Annotated in this window: 26 protein-coding genes and 1 pseudogene; 11 read left to right on the forward strand and 16 right to left on the reverse strand. The window is 37.2% G+C overall.

Annotation, left to right across the window (positions count from 1 at the left end; all coding sequences use genetic code 11):
• Positions 1-81: 81 nt before the first annotated feature.
• The 4 genes from gcvH to F896_RS11165 form a co-directional block, all read right to left on the reverse strand.
• Positions 82-456, reverse strand: coding sequence for a glycine cleavage system protein GcvH (gcvH, locus tag F896_RS11180; RefSeq protein ID WP_005211933.1), 375 nt, complete (start codon positions 454-456; stop codon positions 82-84).
• An 80-nt stretch (positions 457-536) separates the two neighbouring features.
• A complete protein-coding gene (locus F896_RS11175; protein WP_016163458.1) occupies positions 537-1562 on the reverse strand; it encodes an AraC family transcriptional regulator in 1026 nt (341 codons plus the stop codon).
• Between the two features lie 128 nt (positions 1563-1690).
• Positions 1691-2131, reverse strand: a complete 441-nt coding sequence (locus F896_RS11170; protein WP_016163459.1) for a MaoC family dehydratase — start codon at positions 2129-2131, stop codon at positions 1691-1693.
• Positions 2131-3978, reverse strand: coding sequence for an ABC transporter ATP-binding protein (locus F896_RS11165; protein WP_016163460.1), 1848 nt, complete (start codon positions 3976-3978; stop codon positions 2131-2133). Before F896_RS11165 ends, F896_RS11170 begins: the two co-directional genes overlap by 1 nt.
• A 666-nt stretch (positions 3979-4644) precedes the next feature.
• On the opposite strand from F896_RS11165, the gene F896_RS11160 reads away from it, so the two are divergent.
• On the forward strand, positions 4645-5007 hold the full coding sequence (locus F896_RS11160; RefSeq protein ID WP_016163461.1) for a hypothetical protein: 363 nt from the start codon (positions 4645-4647) through the stop codon (positions 5005-5007).
• A gap of 127 nt (positions 5008-5134) precedes the next feature.
• On the opposite strand, the gene F896_RS11155 is transcribed toward F896_RS11160, so the two are convergent.
• Entirely contained in the window at positions 5135-6082 is a 948-nt protein-coding gene (locus F896_RS11155) for a metal-dependent hydrolase (RefSeq protein WP_032882175.1), read from the reverse strand.
• 239 nt (positions 6083-6321) lie between these two features.
• Here F896_RS11155 and F896_RS21215 point away from each other — a divergent pair.
• The 3 genes and pseudogenes from F896_RS21215 to F896_RS11145 all read left to right on the forward strand — a co-directional run.
• Positions 6322-6537 (forward strand): annotated as a pseudogene (locus F896_RS21215) (hypothetical protein); the annotation flags it as partial.
• Between the two features lie 155 nt (positions 6538-6692).
• The gene (locus F896_RS11150) at positions 6693-6887 is read left to right on the forward strand and encodes a hypothetical protein (RefSeq protein WP_016163463.1); all 195 of its coding nucleotides are present in this window, start codon (positions 6693-6695) and stop codon (positions 6885-6887) included.
• Between the two features lie 93 nt (positions 6888-6980).
• Positions 6981-7283 carry a hypothetical protein gene (locus tag F896_RS11145; protein ID WP_016163464.1) on the forward strand — a complete coding sequence of 101 codons (303 nt, stop codon included), beginning with the start codon at positions 6981-6983 and terminating at the stop codon, positions 7281-7283.
• A 153-nt stretch (positions 7284-7436) separates the two neighbouring features.
• Here the strand turns inward: F896_RS11145 and F896_RS11140 are convergent, their stop codons facing one another.
• On the reverse strand, positions 7437-7679 hold the full coding sequence (locus F896_RS11140; protein WP_016163465.1) for a hypothetical protein: 243 nt from the start codon (positions 7677-7679) through the stop codon (positions 7437-7439).
• An 862-nt stretch (positions 7680-8541) separates the two neighbouring features.
• Here F896_RS11140 and F896_RS11135 point away from each other — a divergent pair.
• The 6 genes from F896_RS11135 to F896_RS11110 all read left to right on the forward strand — a co-directional run bounded on the left by F896_RS11135 (position 8542) and on the right by F896_RS11110 (position 13404).
• A complete protein-coding gene (locus tag F896_RS11135; protein ID WP_016163466.1) occupies positions 8542-9195 on the forward strand; it encodes a hypothetical protein in 654 nt (217 codons plus the stop codon).
• 185 nt (positions 9196-9380) lie between these two features.
• Positions 9381-11252, forward strand: coding sequence for a non-contractile tail sheath protein (locus F896_RS11130; protein ID WP_016163467.1), 1872 nt, complete (start codon positions 9381-9383; stop codon positions 11250-11252).
• A gap of 260 nt (positions 11253-11512) precedes the next feature.
• On the forward strand, positions 11513-11845 hold the full coding sequence (locus F896_RS11125; RefSeq protein WP_032882365.1) for a hypothetical protein: 333 nt from the start codon (positions 11513-11515) through the stop codon (positions 11843-11845).
• 161 nt (positions 11846-12006) lie between these two features.
• Positions 12007-12519 (forward strand): lipopolysaccharide transport periplasmic protein LptA, encoded by a 513-nt coding sequence (gene lptA, locus F896_RS11120; RefSeq protein ID WP_016163469.1) that lies wholly within the window; start codon positions 12007-12009, stop codon positions 12517-12519.
• A 160-nt stretch (positions 12520-12679) separates the two neighbouring features.
• A complete protein-coding gene (locus F896_RS11115) occupies positions 12680-12961 on the forward strand; it encodes a hypothetical protein (RefSeq protein WP_004653154.1) in 282 nt (93 codons plus the stop codon).
• Between the two features lie 188 nt (positions 12962-13149).
• A complete protein-coding gene (locus F896_RS11110) occupies positions 13150-13404 on the forward strand; it encodes a hypothetical protein (protein WP_016163470.1) in 255 nt (84 codons plus the stop codon).
• Between the two features lie 35 nt (positions 13405-13439).
• On the opposite strand, the gene F896_RS11105 is transcribed toward F896_RS11110, so the two are convergent.
• From F896_RS11105 to F896_RS11060, 10 genes are all read right to left on the reverse strand, one after another.
• Positions 13440-14681 carry a mechanosensitive ion channel family protein gene (locus tag F896_RS11105; RefSeq protein ID WP_016163471.1) on the reverse strand — a complete coding sequence of 414 codons (1242 nt, stop codon included), beginning with the start codon at positions 14679-14681 and terminating at the stop codon, positions 13440-13442.
• Between the two features lie 120 nt (positions 14682-14801).
• Positions 14802-15341 carry a DUF2058 domain-containing protein gene (locus tag F896_RS11100; protein WP_016163472.1) on the reverse strand — a complete coding sequence of 180 codons (540 nt, stop codon included), beginning with the start codon at positions 15339-15341 and terminating at the stop codon, positions 14802-14804.
• 3 nt (positions 15342-15344) lie between these two features.
• Complete coding sequence (locus tag F896_RS11095) at positions 15345-16025, reverse strand: YoaK family protein (protein ID WP_016163473.1); 681 nt, start codon at positions 16023-16025, stop codon at positions 15345-15347.
• Between the two features lie 6 nt (positions 16026-16031).
• The gene (gene sstT / locus F896_RS11090; protein ID WP_016163474.1) at positions 16032-17234 is read right to left on the reverse strand and encodes a serine/threonine transporter SstT; all 1203 of its coding nucleotides are present in this window, start codon (positions 17232-17234) and stop codon (positions 16032-16034) included.
• Between the two features lie 197 nt (positions 17235-17431).
• Positions 17432-19132 (reverse strand): SulP family inorganic anion transporter, encoded by a 1701-nt coding sequence (locus F896_RS11085; RefSeq protein ID WP_016163475.1) that lies wholly within the window; start codon positions 19130-19132, stop codon positions 17432-17434.
• An 80-nt stretch (positions 19133-19212) separates the two neighbouring features.
• Positions 19213-19524, reverse strand: a complete 312-nt coding sequence (locus F896_RS11080) for an ArsR/SmtB family transcription factor (RefSeq protein ID WP_016163476.1) — start codon at positions 19522-19524, stop codon at positions 19213-19215.
• 565 nt (positions 19525-20089) lie between these two features.
• The gene (locus F896_RS11075; protein ID WP_016163477.1) at positions 20090-20656 is read right to left on the reverse strand and encodes a TetR/AcrR family transcriptional regulator; all 567 of its coding nucleotides are present in this window, start codon (positions 20654-20656) and stop codon (positions 20090-20092) included.
• 475 nt (positions 20657-21131) lie between these two features.
• Positions 21132-21605: a hypothetical protein gene (locus F896_RS11070; RefSeq protein WP_016163478.1), complete on the reverse strand. Its 474-nt coding sequence runs from the start codon at positions 21603-21605 to the stop codon at positions 21132-21134.
• 76 nt (positions 21606-21681) lie between these two features.
• The gene (locus F896_RS11065; protein WP_016163479.1) at positions 21682-22737 is read right to left on the reverse strand and encodes a linear amide C-N hydrolase; all 1056 of its coding nucleotides are present in this window, start codon (positions 22735-22737) and stop codon (positions 21682-21684) included.
• A gap of 198 nt (positions 22738-22935) precedes the next feature.
• Positions 22936-24102, reverse strand: a complete 1167-nt coding sequence (locus F896_RS11060; RefSeq protein ID WP_016163480.1) for a cupin domain-containing protein — start codon at positions 24100-24102, stop codon at positions 22936-22938.
• Between the two features lie 202 nt (positions 24103-24304).
• On the opposite strand from F896_RS11060, the gene dnaX reads away from it, so the two are divergent.
• Positions 24305-25607, forward strand: a 1303-nt coding sequence (gene dnaX, locus F896_RS11055; protein ID WP_016163481.1) for a DNA polymerase III subunit gamma/tau, incomplete at its 3' end; no start/stop codon positions are given.

Raw genomic sequence — 25607 nt, forward strand, 5'->3', positions numbered from 1 at the left:
ATAGGAAATAAAAAACCGAGTTAGACTTCAACTCGGTTTTTCAATATACCAATCCAAATAGGTCGGTCTGATTTATAAAAATTATAAACCTGATTCGTATTCGCTATTTGAAAGCAATTTTTCAACATCAGCCATATTGTCTGGCTTAATCTTATAGATCCAACCCTTACCATAAGGCTCGTCATTGACAAAGTCAGGATCATCTTCAAGGTCAGTATTCACTTCAACCACTGTTCCAGACACAGGTGCGTGAATATCAGAGGCTGTTTTAACTGACTCAACAATGCCTGCTTGTTCGGTTGCTGTGACATGGCTACCCACTTCAGGTGTTTCCACATACACTAAATCACCCAACTCATCTTGTGCATGGTCAGTAATCCCTGTTACAACGAGGTCACCCTCAATTCTTACCCACTCATGCGTACGTGCATATTTCAATTCTGCTGGATGATTCATGACAACTCCTTAACAATCTGTCGTATCATTTTTATTTGGTTTATACATGCTTTTCAATAAAAACAAAAGCTTTCGTGAACTTATAAGTAAGGGTCTTTACGCCAGTTACTCGGGCTACGACCACTCCAACGTTTAAATGCCCGGCTGAAATTCGCGACATCAGAATAACCGAGTTCATCAGCAATTTGCTCCAAACTATAATCTGTTCGAGAAAGCAAAGAGGTTGCATGACGATAACGAACTTCATCCACGAGCGTAGAGAAGGATGTACCTTCCGCAGCCAATTGGCGTTTCAAGGTGCGATCTGACATGTGTAAACGTTCAGCCACACTTTCAATACTCAGATAGTGCTGTTCTGAATTGGTTAAAATATCACGAACCCGCATTGCTAAACGACGACGTTCACCTAGTGCAGAGAGTTCGGTTTCACATTGGTTAATAGCAATCTGGCTGGCAATTGGATCTGCATTGACCATTTTTAAGCCAAGATATTTTTTATCGAAGCTTGAAATCAGATGAGGCTGATTAAAACGTACTGTACTGGTTAATCGATCTTTATATTTTTCAAAACCAGCAGGTTCCGCAAAGTCCAAATCAACCTCACCGTTGAGGTCATCAATTCCGGTTAAGGCTTTGGCCATGGTCATAATACCAATGGTTAAACCTAAAATGATTTCAGTGCGTAATGGCTCAACTTCAATATCACATTGTAGTTGTAAAGTTGCTTTAGGGCCGAAAGTAGAGAAATATAGCTGTAAAAAGGGAAGGCGTAACTGAATGAAACGGCTTGCCAGTGCAATAGCATCGGTAATGTCATGCGCCGTCATGATGGCATAGCCAATAAAACCATGAATGGAGATACGCATCTGCGTACCTAGATGAAAGCCAAGTGTGCTTTCACCCGTTAGGCGCAAAGAATGTTTCACCAATTCGTTCGCAATCGGTGTTGGAATTCGATAGTTTGGATCAGCCAATTGTTCGCTGGTTAAGTGAAACGGTGCAAACAATGTTTCATCGCTATATCCCCAGCGAGAAACCACATCTAATAGCAATAAGCCATAGACGCCTGGTATTCCTTGATCTTGACGAGTTGAGGTTGTTTTCATGTGCTTTCCGTGGCGCTCATCAATTTTGCCAATATCTTTTAAACATTTAAGTCTTAAACATCTTTACATGAAAAAAAATAATCAATCATAAAAATTGTTGGACAAAACAGTCACCGAATATTCAAGATTCAAGTTGGTTTTCTAAAGACCATAATTTTGGTTGTCGATATTAATAGCACATCACCAAATTGGTTCAAAGCTTGTGTTACGTAGCTGACGATACCACGATCATTTTTGGTTCTAGATGGCACAATTGCAGTAATTTCAATCTCTACGTGAATTTTATCGCCAACACGGGTTGGGCGAGGCCAACGTAAGCTTGATTCAGTGCCTAACAGACCGCCTGCAACGGGAAAACATTCCGTCCATAAACGCATGGTCACCGCAGAAGTATGCCAGCCACTTGCAGCTAATCCTTGAAATATAGGATGTTCTGCTGCTGTTTGCTCATCCAAGTGAAAAGGTTGAGGATCGTATTGACCTGCAAATTGTTTCACTTCTTCAAGTGTCATTTCATATTCGCGGCTGCTAAAACGATCACCAATATTTAAGTCTTCTAAATACAACATTATTCTGTGTCCTGAGTCACTCGCTGTTCAACTAAAAAACCACCTGTTTGGCGTTTCCATAATTGTGCATACAAGCCATCATTAGCAATCAGTTCCTCATGTGTTCCTTGTTCAGCAATTCGACCTTGATCAAGGACAATAAGGCGATCCATTTGAGCAATAGTAGATAAACGGTGTGCAATTGCAATGACTGTTTTGCCAACCATCAAGTCATTTAAACTACTTTGAATTGCTGCTTCGACTTCCGAATCCAATGCACTGGTTGCTTCATCTAAAATAAGAATAGGTGCATCTTTGAGGAAAACACGAGATATTGCAATCCGTTGGCGTTGTCCACCAGAGAGCTTCACACCGCGTTCGCCAACGTAGGCATCAAATCCAACACGACCTTTTTGATCTGTCAGTTGGGGAATGAATTCTTCTGCTCTGGCTTTTTTAACCGCAAGTTGCACTTCCGCTTCAGTCGCATGTGGACGTCCATATTTAATATTTTCAGCAACTGTGCGGTGTAATAAAGAGGTATCTTGTGTAACTAATGCAATATTGGCGCGTAAGCTGTCTTGGGTAACATCATGAATATTTTGACCATCAATCAGAATACGACCTTGGTTGATATCGTAAAAATGAAGCAGTAATTGGATCAGTGTCGATTTACCAGCACCGGAACGCCCAACAACGCCAATTTTTTCACCAGGTTTGATGGTTAAGTTAAAATGCTCAATGACATTTTTTTGGTTATAAGCAAAGCTAACATCCTCAAATCGGATTTCACCATGCTGAACTTTTAATTCAGTCGCATCTTTCTTGTCTTGAATCTGGATCTGTTTACCTAGGGTGGTCATACCATCCTGAATGGTACCGACATTCTCAAATAGCATGGTGACATGCCACATTAAAAACTCTGCCATACTGTCTAGCTTCAGTACCATCGCCGTGGTGGCTGCAATCACCCCAATTGCCGCTTGCCCTTGCGTCCATAACCAAACTGAAGTGCCAATTACCCCAATATATAAAAATGCACTGAGTAAACGAATGCTGATTTCGTATTTGACCCCTAAACGCATTTGCTTATAAACCGTAACCATAAACTCTTGCATGGATTCTTTGGCATATTGGCTTTCACGGCCTGCATGCGCAAAAAGTTTTACAGTTTGGATGTTGGTATAAGCATCCGTTATACGGCCTGTCATAACGGCGCGTGAATCTGCTTGTTTTTTGGAAATTTTACCTAAACGGGGGATAAAATAGCTGGCGATCACAATGAAAAAAACCAGCCACAACATTAAAGGAATAATCAGTACAGGAGAAATGGAGCCTAATACCACACTAATCGTAATGAAGTAGATCAGTACATATACCAGCATATCGCCTAAAATCATCCAGAATTCGCGCACAGCCAAAGCAGTTTGCATGACCTTGGCAGAAAGACGCCCTGCGAAGTCAGTATGGAAGAAGTCGAGGCTCTGTTGTAATAATAAATTATGAAAGCGCCAACGCATGCGCATTGGGAAATTACTAAACAAAACTTGATGTTTCACTACAGATTGTAGGCTGACAAAGAAGATATTGGCAAAAAGGATGCTAATCAGGATAGTGAGGTTTTGTTGGTTATTTTCTAAGAATGTACTCGGGTGGCTTTGGGTCAGCCAATCGACCAATTTACCTATATAAGAGAAAAATAGTGCTTCAAAGCTTGCGGCGGCGGCGGTGCATGCAATCAAAATAAAGAGATAAGGGCGGATGCCTTTGGTTGATTGCCAAACGAAAGCAAAAAAAGTTGTTGGTAATGGTTTGTTTAAGTCTTTCGTTGGGTAGGGATCAACTAATTTTTCAAACCATTGCAGCATGCCGCATTTCCTCTAATTATACAGTACGATTCAGCTCACCCCTGTAGGATATCAGAAAACCTGCCAGAAGATGGCAAAAGAAAATAAATGATAGGAAAGGAAACAGACAACAGATCAAACTTCAATTTTAAGCGAAGAAAAACTAGTAGATGGATAGATGATGGAAATAGTAAGGAGATAATTTATAAAATGAGTGAAGTTATTTTGATTGAGCTCAAGAATTATACTCTTGATAATATTTTTTTTTTGAGGCATCAAATGACCAATAATAGAGGCAGAAACGAATAGAAAAGATAATGAAATAGATAAATTAGAAAATGAAGATGAGCAGCAAAAGAATTCGGTAGCACATTCAATTGATGTTAGTTAGAGGGGTTTGGCTGATATTGTTGCTGAAATGGGGGAGACCATATTATATAGCTTAATCTATTGCACAAAATATTAATGTTATTTTTAGATTAGAAAGTTTTTCTTATAATTTAGTGTAGTTATTTAAAAGGGGTGTTAAATTAGGTTTTTATTTAGTTATTCTTCATACTTTATTTTGTATTTTTAAACGTATTGATGTTTTATTTTGAGGCGGTTTTTTGTTCAAGATGATGTTATAATAGGTGAAAATTAATATATATAGAAATGGTGATGAAAATAATATCTATAGTTATACTTATGTTTTTATTCGGTATATGTCGCACAGCAGATGCTAAAAACTTTAAAGATGATTACGTTAATTTATCTGATGTTTATTTCAAATCTATAGATGATCAAATTCAATTTGAATACGGCTTAAGAGGAAAAGTAAAGTCGAAAAATGAGCAGTTAGAGGCAAAGCAAAAAGAATGCTTGGTTGAAAAGAGTAAAGTAAATCTACATAAGCTAATTATGGAACACTATTTAGAGTATCAGGGTTATATGCAGGGTGTTGCTGAAAGCGTGATGGCAAAAGATGAATTTAATTTTACTCAAAATGAAGCACAGAAAAATTATGCAGTACTTAAAAATGAGTTAAAACAAACCAGATTTCCTTGTTAAGTGACTGTTATTTATTGTTTCTACCCGATGTATGTTTAAGCTTGATTCTTGAAGAAAAGCACCCTAAACAAGTTAAGGGTGCTTTATCGCAAAGTATGATGCTGATGAGAAAGATATTGCAAAGAATTTAACTAACGACAGGCGTCTTGCCTGAGTTTTGTGTCATTTGTTCAAAATATTGTACTGCTGGTGAGCGGGCCATATATGCCAATGCTTGTTCAGTATCGCCTTCATGGACTGGGTTAAATTTTGGAGATGCCCAACGTAAAGTTGCTTTCCATAAATATTTAATGGTTGGCAGATTATCTGTCTGTGTTGCTGTTTTTTCAAATTCACGGATAAAGTTAAAGAATCCGCGACGCATTAATTTTTGGATATCTTTATGCTCTAAATCTTGCTGTGCAAGGCTACGAGCAAAATCTGCAAGGAAGTAAATAAACAAGGGGAAAACACCCATCATGATCACTTGTCTTGAAATATAAAAGCCAAATTTATTGGTGAGTAGATGCTCAAATAGGTCATAAGCTACGCAACGATGTTCCACTTCTTCAGCAAGATGCCAGCGGAATAGGTCTGTCATTGCAGGGTCCGCTGTATCCCAAGACTTACTATCGAGTGTCCATTGTCCAATGATTCCAGTAAAATGCTCAATGGCAGCAATAACACCGACACGGAACAGTAACCAATATTCATCTAGTTTTTCACCTTTTAAAAAAGGTATACCTAAAGGCTTATCACCTAAAAGAATATTGAAAATAACGTGAGCACGGTTTAGTGGATCCTGAATGTCATAGCCATTTTCTCTTAGGAAGTCTTGGGCTTTTTCATGCGCTCGTGCATGTGCTGCTTCTTGGCGAACAAAGCCGATGACTTCTTGTTTTAGCTTTTCATCAGTCACATAAGGGATTGCTTTATTAAAAACACGGCAGAACCAAAACTCACCAGCAGGTAAAAGCATATTGATTCCGTTAGCAACGTGTGAACATAGTGGGTCGTTTGGCATCCAACAAACTGTGGATTCTGAAAAATCAAAATATACTTTTCTTGCTTTAAGCTGATGATTTTCTGTGATCATACCTGTCACCCAATATAAAATTACGAATCAATTTGAATACGTAATTTTTAGCATTGAGTAAAATCTTCTACCATGTGCTTATAGGACAAAAACACCTGATCTAAAGATTCTAAAGATAAAATAGTAAAGATTTCTCGCTTTAAAGTTTGAAATGTCATGCCAAAAAAGCCATATCATTTGAATGGTGTGGCTTGAATAAACTGAATTAAGCAATCATTTTATGGTTGTGGAATTAACCAATGACTACGGCGTGTGTCATGATGAATCAAGCGGTTGAAAATGAATTGTTAACAATAGAATAAGTTAAACAGTTAGATACATTGACTGGAAAAAGTCTTAAGAAAGACTATCAGTCCGTTGTTTCAAACTTTTAGTTTGCTGAAAAACAGTTGGCAAATGCTTCTACAGGTTCAAATTGCAGCCAGTTTATCGTTAGGCTAAACGAAGCGAAATAATTTTGGTGTTAAAGGAAAGCCCACTTCATGTTGGGCTTTTTTGAACTTCAGAAAAATATAAGTAAGTTTTATAGTGCAATAGAAAAAGAAAATGCCGTAACTCACAGAGTAGGCGTATACTGTTTATAAGTATTAGAACCATAAGGAACCAAAAAATGCTTGTTAAATTTGCAGTTCGATTCATGGGTGTTTTATTCGCAGTATTGGCTTTGGTCGCGCTTGTTATTCATTTCTTCTTTTCCAATAAGTTAACTACGGATTTATGGATTATCATGGTTCCTATTATTCTTGGTGTTCCAATGCTCACTTCCGTGATTGTTGCTAAAGATGATGAACTAAGCATCCAATAAAATTTATGTTTAATTGTATAAAAGCTTATCAAATGATGGGCTTTTTATTTTTATGTGGTATAAAAATAATTCCAATAATAAAGGAGCATAAAAGTGGTTTTTTCTCAAATTGTTCAAAATTTAGATCGAGAATATGAGTTATTCATAAATTCTCAAAGCTATCAATCCTATAAAAACAGTGACATACAAATCAAAGCATTATTTTTGAGAAATGCGCTAAAAGCAATTAGATATCCACATACTAATTTAATTCCTTTGGGCGGTGGGGTGTATAAGCTACTGAATTTTGATCATTTTGAATTGGATCTTAACTTGTTTAATACACCTTTATTTCAGAATAAAACGGCCTTTATCAATTGGGTCTCTAGTCGTTTATATAAAGATATTTCTCCATAACAAAAAATACATGAACTAAATACTTAAAAGTAACTTGATTTAGGTTCGAGTAGTGGCACTTGAAAATTAAAACGCTCATTTTCATTATTGATTTTGAGCGTTTCTTCATTCTAGTTGCACAGAAATGTATTATTGATGCTGAGTTGCTTGCGCTTATGCTATTTTTTTCATGTGCTCTAAGCAGTCGATTGCGCTCCTACTTGTTACACTGAGTTCTCTAGCTAAAGTTTGGGCTTGATCCCAACCGAATATCTCTAATTTGACCAATAATAGCAGCGTCATTTCAAGATGATTTTTGCTCTTAATGATTTCATCAGAATTGTCAAGATCAATTAACATATCAATTTCAGTTTTGATATAGTCGATTGCTGCATCTTTTTGCCGTTTTTGATACATTTTTTTTCTCCTATAAAAGGTATCTCAATAATTAATAGAATACGGAAATAGCTTAATGATTTATTAAATTAAAATTAATTGAATATTAAATAAATAAAATGCTATAGGTATTCATTAATGTATGTTTCATTTTTTGCAGCATGCCACTTTTTATTTATAAGTTAGAGCTGAGAATAATTCTGAAATTGGCAATGCTGAATTTTGCATCATTATTTTGTCAACTTTCAGGTTTAAATTTCACAAATAAATGAAAAATACTCTAATTTTATAATGCAATTAATAAGCTTTAGTCAACTAACTGTTACATTTCGATTGGCCTTTTTTGTATGTTTCGTGACAAGTGTTAATAATCATTAATTTAATTCTATTTTTTTATTTTTATTTAAATTAATCAATGATTAATTTTTAATTATCCATTGTTTTTTGTATCCTTTGAAATTATAAAAGCCGACCCAAAATTGACAATTATGACGTTTTTTTGCAGTAATAAAATGGTAGAGTAACAAAAATGATCGTAATGGAAAAATATTTGTCATTTTTTACCTATATAGGTTTTATGAAAAAAACTATGTTTTTATTGATGAATTAGAATGTGGATTAATACAACATAAAAGATTTTGAACTATAAAGTTAACGAAGATAATAAAACCTATTGGAGATTTGATTCGGAGTGCCTATGAGGCTACAAGAAGGTGAGTTTAGGCCTGAACATGGTTTTGTGTGAAAGTTTTACAACGATACAAAGGTGACCAGATATCGGTTTGTTGACTTTATTTATAGTCTTTAAACAAAAAATATTTTTAAAAAATTGAAAATAAATTATTCTCTAAGCTCTTCAATTCAAATAAAAATAGGCATTAGGATGAAAAAAATATTTGTCGGGGTGATGGGAGTAACAGTATATCTCATGGGAGTAAATGGGTGGGCAGATACACCTTTACAAGTCAATTATGGAGTACCTCAAGAGCTTGGAGAGCGTACAGTCCAATCTATAGAACAAGATTATCGTAGTGAAACCAGTAGCGGAATCCAGACCTCTATATTTGCCGAATATTATGGTTCTAGATTACAGTCGGATGAGATTGATGGTCACGAGAAATTAAATGGCTTTGGTACAGGCGTTACATTTACAGCCTTGGATACCTTAAGTACGACATTTGGATTGAATTACCAAAAAAGTTCAGATTGGCATAGCACTGAAATCAATGTGAAAGGTGGCTATAAATTTTATAATCAAAACAACACTTATGCGAATGCAAGCATTGGTATTGGTTATGCATGGCTTGATGCAGATGACTACGATACTAAACTGCGTTATGTAACTCTGCCGATTGATTTTGAATTAGGTCACTATTTTAAAAAGGATATTGCAGGCTATGTAGGGCTTGGATATAAATGGTTGTATATCGAAAACTTTGATGACGTATGTACGGGTTATTTTTGTGAGAGCACCGCGTCTGATGTGTTAGATCTAGATGGGATCACTTATAAAGTGGGTATTCGTTACAATTTCTAAGAATCCGTTTTTTTGCAATAAAAAAGCTCGTCACAAGATGAGCTTTTTTATTGCCCTGATTAATTTTGTCTTTACATAAAGTCGAAATAAATGCGCACTTTTTAATCAATCCTTACTCATGCAAACAGTCAAAAAATCATGATCGCTTAAGATAAAGATTCAGTGATTAATGAGAGCATTTAAAAATGACAAATACTTTTGAATATAAACAAAAAAATTTAAAAACAACTCCCGCAATTAGCATCCAAACTTCAATGATTAATCGTTTTAGTCCAAAGTACTGGCGCATTGATGGTCCACAAACAATGTCTTTTGCAATTACCAATTATGGGAATGGCTTTGAAGCATCATTTCGCTCACGTACCACAACCGATCTTGCAGGGATCATTTGGGATTCATATGATGCGAAAGATCATAAATTTTTGGCTTATGAAACCAAATATGATTACAGCGGTGTGATTTGGGATTTTGACATTGAACTCTCGGCCTCTATGCCAATGTTAAATAATCCAACATTAACACCAACACTTACTGTGCAATACAAAGCCAATGGTGAGGACAAGATTGCTTACATTGTCTTGTTTAACTATGCAAATCAGCCAGCATCTCGTTCGGCACATATTCATATCAATTGGAATACGGTCAAAGCAGGATTTTCAGCAACAGAGTCTTTTCCAATCACCAATATTCAGCGAATTTCTTTGTCTGGCTTTACCTCAAGTTACAATGCACACTCTACTCAACCATTGGTGCAAGCTGAAGATGGCTATATTCGTTTAACGAATTCAGTAACTACAGGGCCAAATGCCAAACTTACACTCAAGCGTGTTTCTGTTCCGCAACATGACTACGGCATCTGTACCAGCTACGATGATCATTATGATCTGAATCCACAGCGATTGGTTGATAATATGCAGGCTTTGGGCTATCACGGTTTGATTAATCATTATTGTGGCATGTCAAAGTATCCTGAGATGTCGTGGAAAAGTGATATCAATAAATGGCAAATTCCTGATACGTTGGTGAATAACCAAGCTGTTGTGAACCCGTGTACACGTAAGTGGCATGAGCGCTTCTCGCAAGCCCTACAAAGCGCAGGGATGCAACCTGTATTTGGTGTGAGCTTTGAAATGTATTCATTAGGTGCAAATGAGTTTTGGGCACAACGAGATTGGAATAGTAATTTAGGTCGTACCGGTTATGAACCACCTAGTTATTTTTTCAGCCCTTGTGATCAAAATGCTTTGGCTTATCTGCATAAAGCGTTTATTGAGTTTGCTGATACGATGTCTGTAGGCGGCTGTCCTGTAAACATGCAGATTGGTGAACCTTGGTGGTGGTATAATCAGGGTACGGATTTACCTTGTGTTTATGATTATCCGACTAAACTGGCATTTAACGCAGATACTGGATTGTATGCACCAGACTTGGGAACGATTTATGATGCAGTAAATAAAACAGGCACACCATATGATGAGTTTAAAGCTTGGTTACGCAACAAACTAGGACAGACGTGTCGAGATATCCGTACAGTGATTAAAGCCAAGTATCCAGCAGCAAAAGTGTGTCCATTGATTTTCTTTCCAACGATTCGTACACCGATTGAAACCTTGGCGACAGATATCAATTATCCAAGTGAGCACTATAGCTATCCGAATTTTGATTACCTTATGACGGAAGCCTATGACTGGATTTTGGAAGCGCGTTTAGGCTTGGCGCATCAGGCGGTTGCGGAGATTCCAACACAAGATTTGAACTACCCAGCTGATAAAGTGGCTTATTTGGCTGGATTTGTTCCTGATTCCTCAATTGCTCACCTTTATGGATTTGATAAGATCAAGCCTTATCGAACACCAATCTGGCAGCGTGTATTCGGGGATATGAAGAATAATAATTCTTTAGGACTGATGAAGCAGTTTATCTGGGCCTATCCGCAAGTGATGCAGGATTCTGTGACGATTGATACTGTACAGGCACCGAACGGATTCTTTGTTGAAAATACACTGTATACGCCAATTAGTGACGATACGCCGTATCCACCTGAAATTTATTTATAATTAATAACTGGACTGGAAGTGGTTTTTAAATTAAAAGCCACTTCTATTTTCATCCTTTGCCTAATTTTTTAATAGAATAATTTAAATCACGAAGTGAGTACTGGTGGAATATCCATAGAATTCTTGTCTGATCATACACAGTTAAATTTTTCTTACCCAACAGGTACAAAAGATATCTGCGGTGTCGCACTTTAATGATAAATTAGAACAAATGACCCGCAATGGCGGATTTCTATGAATTTATCGTATGCAGCATTGTTATGAAAATCAGAATTCTATCTCTAGGCTTAATCTCAATCTTATTTGTTGGTTGTAACAAGCAGCCTGAAGTTAAAAGTGAGAAAGCGCAAGAAAGTTTTGAAGTCGTGGACAATAAAATCTCCGAATACATGGACATCTTGGATAATCCAGATACACCAAAACAAGAGCAGACACGTGTACTTTGCAAAGATTATCCTAATCTATATGAATCAAAGTATATTCCAGCTTTACTAAAGCTCGCACCTAAGGACTATAGCAAAGAGAAGTTGATGTCTGATTTAAAAGTATCGACGGATTATTATGCTGAAAAACTGGATATCAATTGTCAATAGACTGGCTTAGAGAGGAGATTTTCCTCTCTCATTTTTAATCATCAGGCATTTTTTAATATTTAGAGTCAGTATTTACGCTCATTTAATTATTTCAAATAAGAATTAATCTCATCTTGTGCTAAGATCAGCCGTCTATAAATGCATTAATCTAAAATAATATCATGATGAAGAAAATCGTTTCGATTACATCAATTTTGATGTGTAGTACATATGTTTATGCCCTTGAGTCTGACTTTCAGCAGTCAATTTATATTGAAGCTGCGGATACGCTTTATAGCCCAAATCAAAGTACCTTTTCGGCTTCCAATATCCAAATTAAACAAGGTACGATTGATATCCAAGCGGCTAAAGCCATAGGAACTCTGAAAAATGGCCAACCTTATCAACTTACGCTGACGGGAAGTCCTGTCAGATTTCAGCAAAAAGTGAGTGAAGAAAAGGGAGTGGTTTATGGGAAGGCCAACCGTGTTGAGTACAACACCTCAGCAACTGAAATTGTATTAAAAGGTAATGCATCCATTATCATGGATGGCTCAAGTATTGCAGGTGAAACGCTAAGATATAATTTGACCATAGGTGATATTGAAGCTCGTGGTAGCTCGAATAAACGCGTTCAGATGGTTATTCCACCTCAGAAAAATGTACAGATGAAACCGCTCATCAGAAGTCAGTAGGCTAGTCAAAGTACTTCCATTTGCTTATTTACCTCATAAAATTGTTATTCTTGTATTTGCGCGCCAAAATCTGTCGTTTAGTTGGGTTCATGGACTTGAAAAACTGGAAATAGAACATATTATAATTTTTTTCTTATTCTGATATTACAGGCGGAATACGGTGAACGAAGAAGTTTTGTTACCTGCATCACGAGCGACTGCAATTTCTAATGCAAATGTTAAAAAGTTAACAGTAGATAAAATTCTCTCAAAAATTTCCAGTACGATTAAATTAAGAGCCAGTGATGGTGATCGAGATGCCTTACAACAATTTTCAAAACATGAAGTCAGTAGCGAAGACGCGGATATTGTTGTGACGGAATTAAAGGAAGCTGGTTACAGAGTTTTCTTAAATCCTAATTTTACCAATACCAATATTCAGTTTCAGCTAGAGTGGGACTGACTTTTAAAGATCAGAAAAAAAAGCTCCAAATTTGATTGGGGCTTTTTTTATGCGTCATAAAATTCTGTGCTTCAATTTAAAAAAGATTGAAATTTGCTCGCCATTTTCTTTTACTAGAAACAGAAACTTATCCCAAAATGTTTAATAAATTTGTTTATAATGTTGAAAAAATAAATTTAGAGCAATGAATGAGTTTAAAAGAATTGTTCATTGTCATGCTAGGGATGACATTGGCTTTTGTCAGTTACTTATACTGGGATTATAAAAAAACGGGTGGCTATCAGAAGAATAGTGATGGCTATTATGGTTATTCTTTTCCTAGAGATAATGGATTAAACAATCCAGCAGATTGTGAATTAGCAAATTCAGAGAACCCAGAAGAGCCGCCAGTATCAGAGGCGTGGATGCAAGGGTGCAGGAAGTACTTTGAGGTCAATCAATAAAAAAGCACCTGACGGTGCTTTTTTATTGAGCTAGATTAGGCTTTATCTGTTTGTTCAGTAGAGAGTACCTGAAAATCGTGACCAGATGGTGCTTGATAAATTCTTAAACCAAACTCAGGAATAATGGCAATCAGGTGATCAAAAATATCAGACTGAATTGCTTCATACGAAGCCCATGCAATGGTATTGGTAAATGCATAGATTTCTAATGGTAAGCCTTCACTGGTTGGTTGCATTTGACGTACCAAAATAGTTTGGTTTTGGGCAATCCCTTGATGCTGACGTAAGTAAAACTCAACATAAGCACGGAATGTCCCAAGATTGGTTAAACGACGTTGATTATACTGAGACTGATTACTCAAATGATTATTGAACTCTTCAATTTCAGATTTCTTAGCATCCAGATACTGATCAAGTAACAAGAAGTCTTTGAGCTTTTGTTGCTCTGCATCAGACATGAAGTGAACACTACTTTGATCTAGGAACAGTGAGCGTTTAATGCGACGGCAGCCTGATTCGCTCATACCACGCCAGTTTCTAAAAGTATCTGTCACCAGTTTATTGGTCGGAATTGTGGTAAAAGTCTTATCAAAGTTCTGTACGGTCACTGTATGTAATGACATATCAATGACATCGCCGTCTGCATTTAAAGATGGCATTTCAATCCAGTCACCAATACGAACCATGTCATAAGAAGCAATTTGAACACTGGCAACCAAGGAAAGAATGGTATTTTGGAACACCAACATTAACACTGCTGCCATCGCACCAAAGCCAGCCAGTAAGGTGAACACATCTTTTTTCAAGAAGGTGCCTAAAATCATGAGGCCACAAACAACAAATAAGATTAGTTTAACAAGTTGCAGATAGCCCTTAATAGGTTTGTTTCTGGATTTAGGGTTGCGTTGATAAACTAAATTAAAGATATTGAGTGCTTCACTGACGGTGAGTGCAAGTGTCAGGAAGATAAAAGCTTGTGCCCCCATTTGTACGAAGCTAATGAACTTTTCTGGCAAATGTGGAACAGTCGCAATGCCATTCATAATCACAAGTGCAGGAACAATATTGGCAAAACGACGAGTAACACTATGCTGTGCAAAGATTGCTTGGTTTGGGGATTTAAATTTTGTAATTAGATGGCGGATACCACGGACAATAATTCTTTTAGCAATAAAATTAGCAAGTGCTGCAAACAAAATCAAAACTGCTAATGCAAGCGCAGTCTCTAACCATGGATAATGGCTTAACTCGCTACGCATATAATTTAAATAATCCAAACCCAAAACACCTTATAAATTCTTTGAACAGGAATTGTAAGGTGTAATAGGTTTTTATATGAGTTTGATCACAGTTTACATACGATTTGTAAAGGCATTCTTACATAAGCCTGAGGTAATTTACCACATCAGATCATCTGGAATAACGTATGCTGCGTATGGATCTTCTTCATCTGTGGTTTGATCATTTTGCTCAGTATTGTTATTTATCAAGATAAAACCTTGCATTTTTTGATCAATTTTTTCCGCAAGCGCTTTAGGTAAATAAGCATAGCTATCTTGATCTTTGGCAATAACAAGCGAACCTGAAACAAGGGCATTATACACTTGCTGTGAAAGATAGACTTTTTTGATCTTAGCTTCATCAATAAATTGATAAGTTACATCACCTTCAATTTCTTTGACTTTGTGATGCTTAATCATTTGGATGATCGAAGCTTTTAAGGCTTTTTCTTCTAAGATGTTCTGCTTTTCTAAGTTTAATGCTTGATCTTTGGCTAACTTTTCTTGCTTAGCACGATCAATTTCAGCTTTTAATGCTGCATCATCATTTTGTCCAGTACGTTGCCCATGTTGTGCTTGTTTAGTTAATTTTTTTGCTTTCTTATTATCAACCAAACCCGCTTTTAACAATTGAGCTTGCAATGCATTTTTAACCATAATTCAATCCAAATTTGAGTCTGATGAAGAACGAAAATAGAAAATCCAATAGGCCATACTCATCGCTAAGCTTAACGCCGCTGGAATGAGAAAGGTCTGTAAGTTTAAATATGGATAAAGCAGACTCGCAATGAGTCCACCACATAAAAAACCAATAAAGATTAAGAGGTGCAGAAAAATACGGCGTTTTTCTACTTTTAATCCGCGCGCTTTATAACCTAGTGCTAAACCGATATCAGTCAGGACGCCAGATAAATGCGTTGTACGGATAATCGCACCTTTATAATGGCTCACCATTGCATTTTGTACACCCATCGCAACACAAGCCCATAATAAGCCATAGCGTGGGAAATAAGGTAATAATAACCAAGTGAGAAATAAAAAGATCGCAACTAAACTAAGTGGAAGCCCATAACGTCGACCAAATGCAACGCTACCATTGCCAAGTATTAAGCCGCTATAAAATGAACCAATAACAAAGCAAATTATGACAAGGCTGAGGTAGAGAAAATGCTCAGGCTGCCAGTCGAGCAAACTCATTGCTAACATACTGACATTGCCTGTCATGTGCGAAACAGATTGATGGAGGACTGTAAATAAGCCCAAAACGTTTACCATTCCTGCATTCAGTGCCAGTAAGAAAGCACCGAGTTGAATCCAGTTGGGTAAACGTTGAAGTGGCATAATAACCTATGATCTTGGATGGTCTCTAAAATCAACAGCAGCGGTAAACAGGACGTCAGTCGAAGAGTTTAGTGCAGTTTCTGTTGAATCTTGCAATACGCTGATAATCATACCAATTGCAACGATTTGCATTGCAACCTCAGATGATATACCAAACAAACTACAAGCAACAGGAATTAACAATAAAGATCCACCCGCAACACCTGAGGCACCGCAAGCTGAAACCGTTGCAACCACAGATAAAATAATCATGGTGCTCAAGTCAACAGGAATATCAAGCGTGTGTACAGCAGCGAGTGTCAATACGGTAATTGTGACCGCGGCACCTGCCATGTTAATGGTTGCACCTAATGGAATAGAAACACTAGCGGTTGCTTCATTCACACCCAAACGTTGCGCCAGATCTAGGTTTACTGGAATATTGGCAGCTGAACTACGAGTAAAGAAGGCGGTGATGCCACTTTCTTTTAGGCAAGTGAACACTAATGGATATGGATTGGTCTTCATAGTGATTGCAACCAAGATTGGATTAATCACGAGTGCAACAAATAGCATTGTGCCAACTAATACTGCCAATAGATGTGCATAACTGGTCAGTGTTGCCAGTCCTGCATCTGCAAATGTCACAGCAACTAAACCAAAAATACCGACTGGAGCAAAACCAATGACTGTATGAATGATTTTATTGACTGCACCAGCCACATCAGTCAAAACCTGTTTAGTCGTGTCAGAGCTATGGCGTAAAGCTAGACCCAAACCAATTGCCCAAGCCAAGATACCAATAAAGTTGGCTTCACTAATTGCTTGAACAGGGTTTGCAATAAAACTTAAAAGTAAGTTCTTTAAAATCTCTGCAAGGCTACCTGGTGGTTGCAAGCCACTTTCTGCTGGTAGATGTAAGAACAGCTGGCTAGGGAACAATACGCTTGCTGTTACCGCACTGAATGCGGCAAGCAACATCCCGACTACATATAAAACAAGCACGGGTCTAATATTTGAACTTTGACCGATCTGGAAATTTGCAATTGAGGATAGAACTAAAACAAAAACTAAAATCGGTGCAACAGACTTTAATGCTTTAATGAATAATTCACCCAATAAGCTTAAGTAGGGTGTAAAGTTAGGAAAGAGCAGAGCGACGCCAATCCCTAGAAAAATAGCGATAATAATTTTGCTAACTAAGCTCAAGCGAGACAGTACATTAAACATATAAAGGCCTTATAAACCTATGCACGGTTTAAGGTTAAACAAGCGCGGTATTCTATACCTAAGAACCGTGAATAATAAAATTTTTTTTGCAATTCAATTACTTTAAAAATACCGAAAAAATTAACACAATGTTTTTTAAAAAAAATTATGAAAACATGACACATCCTTTTGTATAAAAAAAATCCAATAAAAGCTGTTCATTCTACAAGCATTTCAGGCGAAAGTGTTTGTATTGCTTGATAATGTGATAAAAATATTTGACCTGTAAGCTCATTTTTTAGTTGGGATTTACATAGTCGCTCCATAACAGGGCTCTTCACTTCGGATAGATGCAATTGAATAGTCAACTGAGCCAATTCTCGATTTAGGTCTTCTAACATTTCTAATGCACTGAGATCGATATTGCTAATGCTTGAGCAATTGATCACAACATGTTGCAACAGCGAATTCTGGCTAACCTCTGTAATCACATGACCTTTCAGAACATGCGCATTTAAAAAGTTGAGGTTTTCATCAACACGGAAAGAAGCCACAGCTGGTGATGTAATGACATTGTAATTTGAGATATTTCTAAAGTGTTGAGTTCCTTCAATTAAACCAATGACAGCAATATGAGGGCGGCTGATACGCCAAAGCAGTAGAATAAAGGTCAGTACAATACCAATGATCAGTCCAGTTGAAATATCTATACAGGTCACACCAAAGAAGGTAACCCACATTGCCAGTCCGTCAGCTTTTGAATATTTCCATGTTTCAAGAAATGGAGTTAGGGTCACCAACTTCCAGATAGAGACAAAAATTGTGGCAGCTAATACAGCGAGAGGCAGGTTTTGAAAGAAGCCTGTAAAGTAAAGGCTGACTGCAATCATCAATAAAGATGAAATAACACCAGACATCGGGGTTTTTGCCCCTGCATCAGCATTGACAACAGTACGGGATAGGCTGCCAGAAACTGCAAAACCGGAATTAAATCCCGCAGCAATATTGGCTAAGCCTAAAGCAATCAGTTCTTGGTTACTGTCTAAGTCATCGCGTTTTTGTAGTGCTGTGGCTTGCGCAATGGCCAGTGATTCTACAAAGCTAATCATTGCAATCATAAATGCGCTTGGTAGCAGTTGAAGAATCAACTCAGTGTTCCAAGTTGGGAAATGAAAATTAGGTAGGCCTGTTGGAATGACACCAACAGTTTTGATTGCCTGATCATCGTTTCCAATAAAGGTGATGACTGCGATAGAGAGCAAAACCAGTAATAAAGGTAATATTTTGTTCAGAAAACTGGATCGAATCAGTTTCGGAAGCATAAACAGGAGTAAAACAGAAATTAGCCCAAAGCTTATGCCAGTCAAAGTAACTTGGTTCAAGTTTTGAGATAAGCTCAGTAAAAACTCAGGAATATTGCCTGCTTGCAACGGAATATCCAATAAAAACTTAAATTGTCCTAAGGCGATCAGTAACGCAGAAGCAATGATAAAACTTTGAATAACAGGATGACTAATTAGCTGAATAAGAAAACCGAAACGCAATAAACCTAAAAGTAGAGAAATGATTCCAACAAGTAGCGCTAATAAGTAAGCAGCTTCGATATAGGCAGTTGATCCAGCAGCGAATAGCGGGTCGAGCGCTGTAAATACCATCATCGAAATAATGGCGACAGGACCAATGGAAAGGGTGGTACTACTTCCTGTAAAGGCATAGACAATCATGGGCAATATACTGGCGTATATCCCCATAATTGGCGGAAGCCCTGCCAGCATGGCATAAGCCATACCTTGTGGTACCAACATAGCCAATACAATGCAGGCTGCAATCAGATCAGACTTTAGGCTGGAAAGCTGATAATGATTTAACCATTTTCGCGCAGGAAAAAGTTTAGATAGGTATAGGTTTAGCAATTTCATGCGCAATAGTCTAAATCATAAATTTATATATATTATGCAGAAAAAATGCTAAAGAGGATACGATTGAATTTTTTTGAGAATTATGTGTGAGGGCAGTAATGCTCATACAGCGTGTTCAAAACCACTTGCAACTTCGGATCTAAAATTGAGTAAAAAATTTGTTTGCCATCGCGACGGGTAGAAACAACATTACTTTTTCTTAACATCATCAATTGCTGTGAAAGCGTAGGTTGGAAGATTTGGGTCAATTCTTCAATTTGTGAAACATTAAGTTCTTGTTTAGCCAAATGACACAAAATAATTAAACGATCAGTATTTGCCAGAGATTTCAGTACAGTCACAATTGTACCAGCAGACTCTCTCATGGCGTCGATCTCGAAATCCTTTTGCATGCATATACTCTCTAGGTTACAGCCGAGGCTAGTATAAAGTCACGCAATGAAAAAATTGTAGTAAAACTGAATAATTGCAATGGTTTTTTATGAAAATGTATATCAGTAAAAGTGATAAATGGGTGTTATACTGTGGAATAATCGGTTATTTGTGGGATATCTGTGATTAATTTCGCATTATTGTGATTTTGAGAGATTTATATCCAGTTTAAAGTCATTATGATTCGATATCGTTTGATTTATTTTTTAAAAATACTAAATAATAAAATTAAGTGGTTAATATAATTAATGAATATAAAAAACTAAAAAAAAGATTGTGCTTTACAAAAAAACATATATAATGAGAAACAAGACAGAACGATCTGTCTGCATAAGAAGGATCGGAAGTGCGAAAGTGCAACCGCCAGAGGGTAATAATATTTATTATTCTTTTTACACTCAGACGCAAGCGTGAGCCACAATAATAACTATAAATCACGCTTTATTTTTTTATGCAATGATACCTGATTTTTCAAACACTTTTTATAAAAAGATATCCCTTTATAAATAAAGGGATATTTCGTATTTATGCCAAAGCTTTTTCAAAACTGATCAAATGCTCTACGCGCTTCCAGTATTCATCCATTTCAACCGCATGTTTGTTGACATGGGCTTGAATGGTCATGCCATCTAAAATGCTGACAATCAATGTTGCAAGATGAGTCGGGTTACGAATATCCAAACTTTTCAACAAGTTTTCAATTAAAGCTGTTAACCAAATTTTGTATTGGGTAGCAGGTTGCAAAGTAGAAGGATAAATTTTAATCACTTCTTCTAAAGCTTTCTGAAACATACAGCCATTAAAATCTTCGCTGTTAAACCAGGCCGCATACCATCCAAAGATTGCTTTAAGTTGGTCAAGATGATCATCTGGATCACATTCTGCCAAAGTTGCATTTAAAGAAGTTTGGAGATTAATGTTACGTTGCACTAAGCATTCTTCAATTAACTTTTCCTTTGAAGGGAAGTATTTGTAGAAAGTCATTTTTGCAACGCCCGATTCACTAATGATTCGATCTACACCGATCGAGTTATAGCTATGCGAATTAAAAAGTCTTAATGCAGTGGTAATAATATCTTCTTTTTTTGACATACAACGCCTCTAGTTCGCCCATCGCCAAGAGCATCATGTTGCATTTCATCATGCAATTTTGGCAGGGATTTTACATGGTATTTTGAAAATATCATAGGAAAAAATAACATTATTCATTTAAATGATTCTTTTGTCCGTATTTTCAAGTACAGGGTTTGAAAATAATGTTTATATCTATAGAAAATAACTATTAATAAAATCTTAAAATACGATAAAAGATTAGAATAACTTAAATTTATTTGATTCGTGATTATTCATCTAATTGTTTTCAAAGGATAACTGGTTTTATGAGGTGTTTAGATTTAATTATGAGAGTTATGTTGAGATTTATTCTTGTTTGTAGATTTGTGTATATTTAAACAACGGTTCTACTTTTAATGCTTGCTCAGGACTCTATTTTGAATAAATACATAATATAAAAGCCAGTTAGTTATAGTTAAAATAAATAACTGACTTTCATCGTATAATTTCTATTTTAAGATTTGTTTTGTTGCAATGGTAGTGTTGCAATTAGCTTTATAAAATTATGGTAAAGCATCGATTGCTGGCTTGAGGTATAGACTGAACGTTTGATGTTGCCTTTATCTGTTTCGATCGAAAGTTCGACATTTTTTGCTTTTTTCAGCTCGTAAAGGAATGTACTTGGCAGAATGAAGCTATTCGATGAGCGTCTTGGAATGAGTCGATTGATGTCTTTTTGCTGTGTTGGACCAACTGGCTGATAAGTAAAAGTCTTATCATCGATTAAGAAAGTGAGGCTTTTGATATCATAATAATCATAGCTACTGTTGAGTACAGTCTCGACTCTTAATTGCTCTTTGTGTTGTTTATCCCATTCAACAAAAACATTCGGGCAAAGTTCATTGGCTTTGCAGTTCAAAGAGCCTGCGGTTGCGAGATTGTCTGTTGAGTTGGCAGAAGAGTCAGGTAAGGTCGCGCAGCCACTCATCACAATACAAAGGCTCAGTAAACTTAAAGTTTTTTTCTTCTTTTTAACTCTCTAGGATGTACTCAATATTTCAGTGTTAATGATGTAGTTGTGGACCAAGAAATTCAAATGGTTTTGATATCTTAAATTGATCGGTTGCATCACCAGCAAAAGTATTTTGTTGATCTTTGCCAAGATCAAGTTTACGCGTTAAACCATCTCTAAAGTTAATTTTCTTTAAATCTACCCAAAATACATTGGGGGAAACTGCAGATTCAAAGAAATAAAGTTGTTGTTTGTGGTCTGCAACAGTTCGCCAGCGTGTAGATGAAATGTTTGGTTCTTCCGCTGTATTGAGGCCATAAGGAACGGATGCATTACGAATCACACTAAAAACAGAAGCCAAGGCATCTTTAGGATTGTCATTTTTGGGAATCGCATTGATATAAAAAGAGGCGCGTGCAAATCGGTCAGCAGCACGATTGGTTCCTGGTAACATGACTGTTCCGCCAATTTGTTGCCAGTAAGTGTTGAGTGCCAGTTGTTGATCAAATATTGGCGAGTTAGTCATGACTTGATATTTTTTATTGTGATGAATGACTTGCTTGCCCCCAATATATTCGATAATGGCGCTATCACCGGTTTTGTCAGAAATAGATAAATGCAATGTCGCGAGGCGTTGTTCGCCTGGCACACTATCAGTAATCAAATCAAAAGGTTCTTTTTCTAAGGCACTGACAGCTTCTGCAACGCTTGCATAATTGTCGAGCACATATTGCGCCCAAGCAGAAATACTGAGTTGTGGTTTTTTAGATTGTTTTGTGTCTGGATATTGAGATTCAACCAACCATAATACATTGGCAACCAATCCTGCTTCATTCATACCATCAGTCGTTGAAATATCATAACCTGTGGCAATCACACTGCCGTATTTGGCTTTCCATTTTAGAGATTTTGGCCCCGCATTGCTGTCTCGAAGTACACCACTTGGTAAAATCCAAAGATTAGTGCCGACATCAACCTTCCAATCCATGGATCGGGCGGTAATGATATGGTCATTATTGCCCAAATAGACTGCACGGGTGCAGGCTTGGCTGGTTTGTAGAATGAAAGAGGATGCGAGAAAGGAAAAACATAATATTTTTTTAAACACAAGTGGTACTCCTTGCTGTTGTATCAAAGTGATTTCTATCAAATATTTTTATAATGACTTGGCTTTAGTCTATTAAAAAAAAATTCTTATTCAAGCATTAAAATGTAATCATTATAAAAAGTAGGGTTTTATTTTTTGATCTGGAGTTTAGGTAAATGTGGATAGAGATTAATCTCTATCCACAGAGAAATGAATGTTCTAGTTTTCGTTTGGCGGTAATAACATCACAACGGCGGTATTAAGCAGCGTTGTGATATCTTCTAGAATCTCAACTTGATTAAATCGGTCACCCAGCAAGAGGCTTTCACCATCTGCAATTTGCTTCAAAAATGGAATAAACGTTTCTGATACGCAAACGGTATCGCCATTTGCCCAAAACTCAAGAGACTCATCTTGTTTTCTGTAAAGCAAACGAGAGGCAGGTTCTAGAATAATTTGATAATCCGCACCAATAATCTCGGCAACATCATTAGCATCAACCTCTTCAGGTTCTGGAATGTTGTTTGGATAGCTTGCTTCGCTCATATAGGCCATGATCGCTGCATCAAATTCAGGTGCCTGAGTGAGGTAATCAAGTAATTGAGCCTTTAAATATGAGAACTCAGTACTGTTAATTTCCCCTAGATGTGCTGTTTGCTGGCGCGCAATATCGATCAATGGATTTTTAAGTAAAGTATTTTCTGCAAATTTATCACTAACTTGATCAATCATTTCTGAGAGGTTTGGCATGCGGAAGCCAAAAGAGTAGGTTAAGCAATCATCTTCAGCCACACCATAATGCGCAAGGCCTGGTGGTACATAGAGCAAATCACCTGGTGCAAGGACTTCATCAAATTGAATATCTAATTCAGCTAAGAGCTTCAGCGGTTGATCTGGCAAAAATTCAGTTGATTCATCGCACATTTGCCCCAATTGCCAACGGCGATGTCCATGGCCTTGCACCAAGAACACATCATAAAAATCGAAGTGCTTACCAACAGAGCCGCCTTTAGGTGCGTAAGACACCATGATGTCGTCGCGGCGCCATTGAGGGATAAATGGAAACTTTTTCCAAAGTTCTGAAATATCAAATGAATAATGGTCAACTGCTTGAACCAAAAGTGTCCAAAGATTCGGCAGCTTTTGGAAATCACCTTTGGTTAAAGGCGATGATTTCACATGCCACTCATTTGGATTTTTATTCTTTTGACGGATCAAGCGGGCAGTGACATCCTCTTCCAATGCCAGTTCCTGTACATCTGTTGGTTCTAATAAGCCGATAATTTCAGGCATTGCATTACGGACCAGCAACGGCTTTTTCTGCCAATATTCACTAAGAAATTGTTCTGCGCTAATGCCGCCGAGTACCGTTAAAGATTGAGACATGGGAAATAAAACCAACAACACATAAATTAGTGCGTATTCTCCCTTGAGTTGAATATTGGTGCAAGTGTTGTCTGAATGTGATGAAAAGCTCGGAAATAGCCATTAAAAGTGCAGCAATGTATTTAATCTTGATCAATTAGAAGCGGATTCATTCACAGACTTTCAAAAAAACAGTATGCTTAAGATGCAAAAAGGAGCATTCATGTATCAAGTACTGGCAAGAAAATACCGTCCACGTAATTTCAATGAGTTAGTGGGGCAAAACCACGTTTCTCGTGCTTTAACCAGCGCATTAGAACGTGGGCGTTTGCATCATGCCTACTTGTTTACTGGAACGCGTGGTGTCGGTAAAACCACGATTGCCCGTATTTTAGCCAAATGTTTGAACTGCGAGACAGGCGTGACTTCAACGCCGTGTGAAGTCTGTACAACCTGTAAGGCCGTAAATGAAGGTCGTTTTATTGATTTAATTGAAATCGATGCGGCATCACGAACCAAGGTTGAGGATACCCGCGAGTTACTCGACAATGTGCCTTATGCGCCAACGCAGGGTCGCTTCAAAGTTTATCTGATCGATGAAGTGCATATGCTTTCAACGCATTCATTCAATGCCTTGCTCAAAACACTCGAAGAACCACCTGAGCATGTGAAGTTCCTCTTTGCAACGACAGATCCACAAAAACTGCCTATTACTGTCATCTCGCGCTGTTTGCAATTTACCTTACGTCCTTTGGCTGTTGATGAAATTACAGAGCATTTGACAGCAATTTTAAATAAAGAGCATATCGAAGCCGATCAAGATGCGATTTGGCAAATTGCAGAATCTGCACAAGGTTCATTACGTGATGCATTGTCTTTAACAGACCAAGCAATCGCCTATGGTCAGGGTGCAGTCCATCATCAAGATGTTAAAGATATGCTCGGTTTGATTGACCGAACCATTATTTATGATTTGATTTTGGCAATTCATCAAAATCAGCAAGCACGGGTAAGTCAGTTACTTCTACAATTTAGACAGCAAGCTTTAGACGTGTCTTTGGTTTTGGATCAATTGGTTTCTATCTTGCATGAACTGGCATTGTTGCAATACTTGCCTGATCTTGCACTGAAATATAGTGAAGAAATCAACCAGAAGATTCTGCAACTGTCGAAACTCATTTCTGCTCAAGATTTGCAGTTGTATTATCAAATTGCCTGTAAAGGTCGAACTGAGTTGCAACTTGCAGTGACGCAAGAGCAAGGCTTTGAAATGACGGTGTTGCGTTTATTAGCGTTTAGACCGATGAGCTTAAATGAAGTCACTGTAAGTGCAACACCTGTTACACAGATTGCAGTACCTGAAGTGCGTCAACCAGTACAAGATTTAAGTACAGAAAATCAGCTTGCAGTTCAGCAAGAAACGGTTAGCGTTGAACCTGAACCTGAACCTGAACCTGAACCTGAACCTGAACCTGAACCTGAACCTGAACCTGAACCTGAACCTGAACCTGAACCTGAACCTGAAC

It is taken from the genome of Acinetobacter genomosp. 15BJ, from assembly GCF_000400715.1.
Taxonomy (GTDB): Bacteria; Pseudomonadota; Gammaproteobacteria; order Pseudomonadales; family Moraxellaceae; genus Acinetobacter.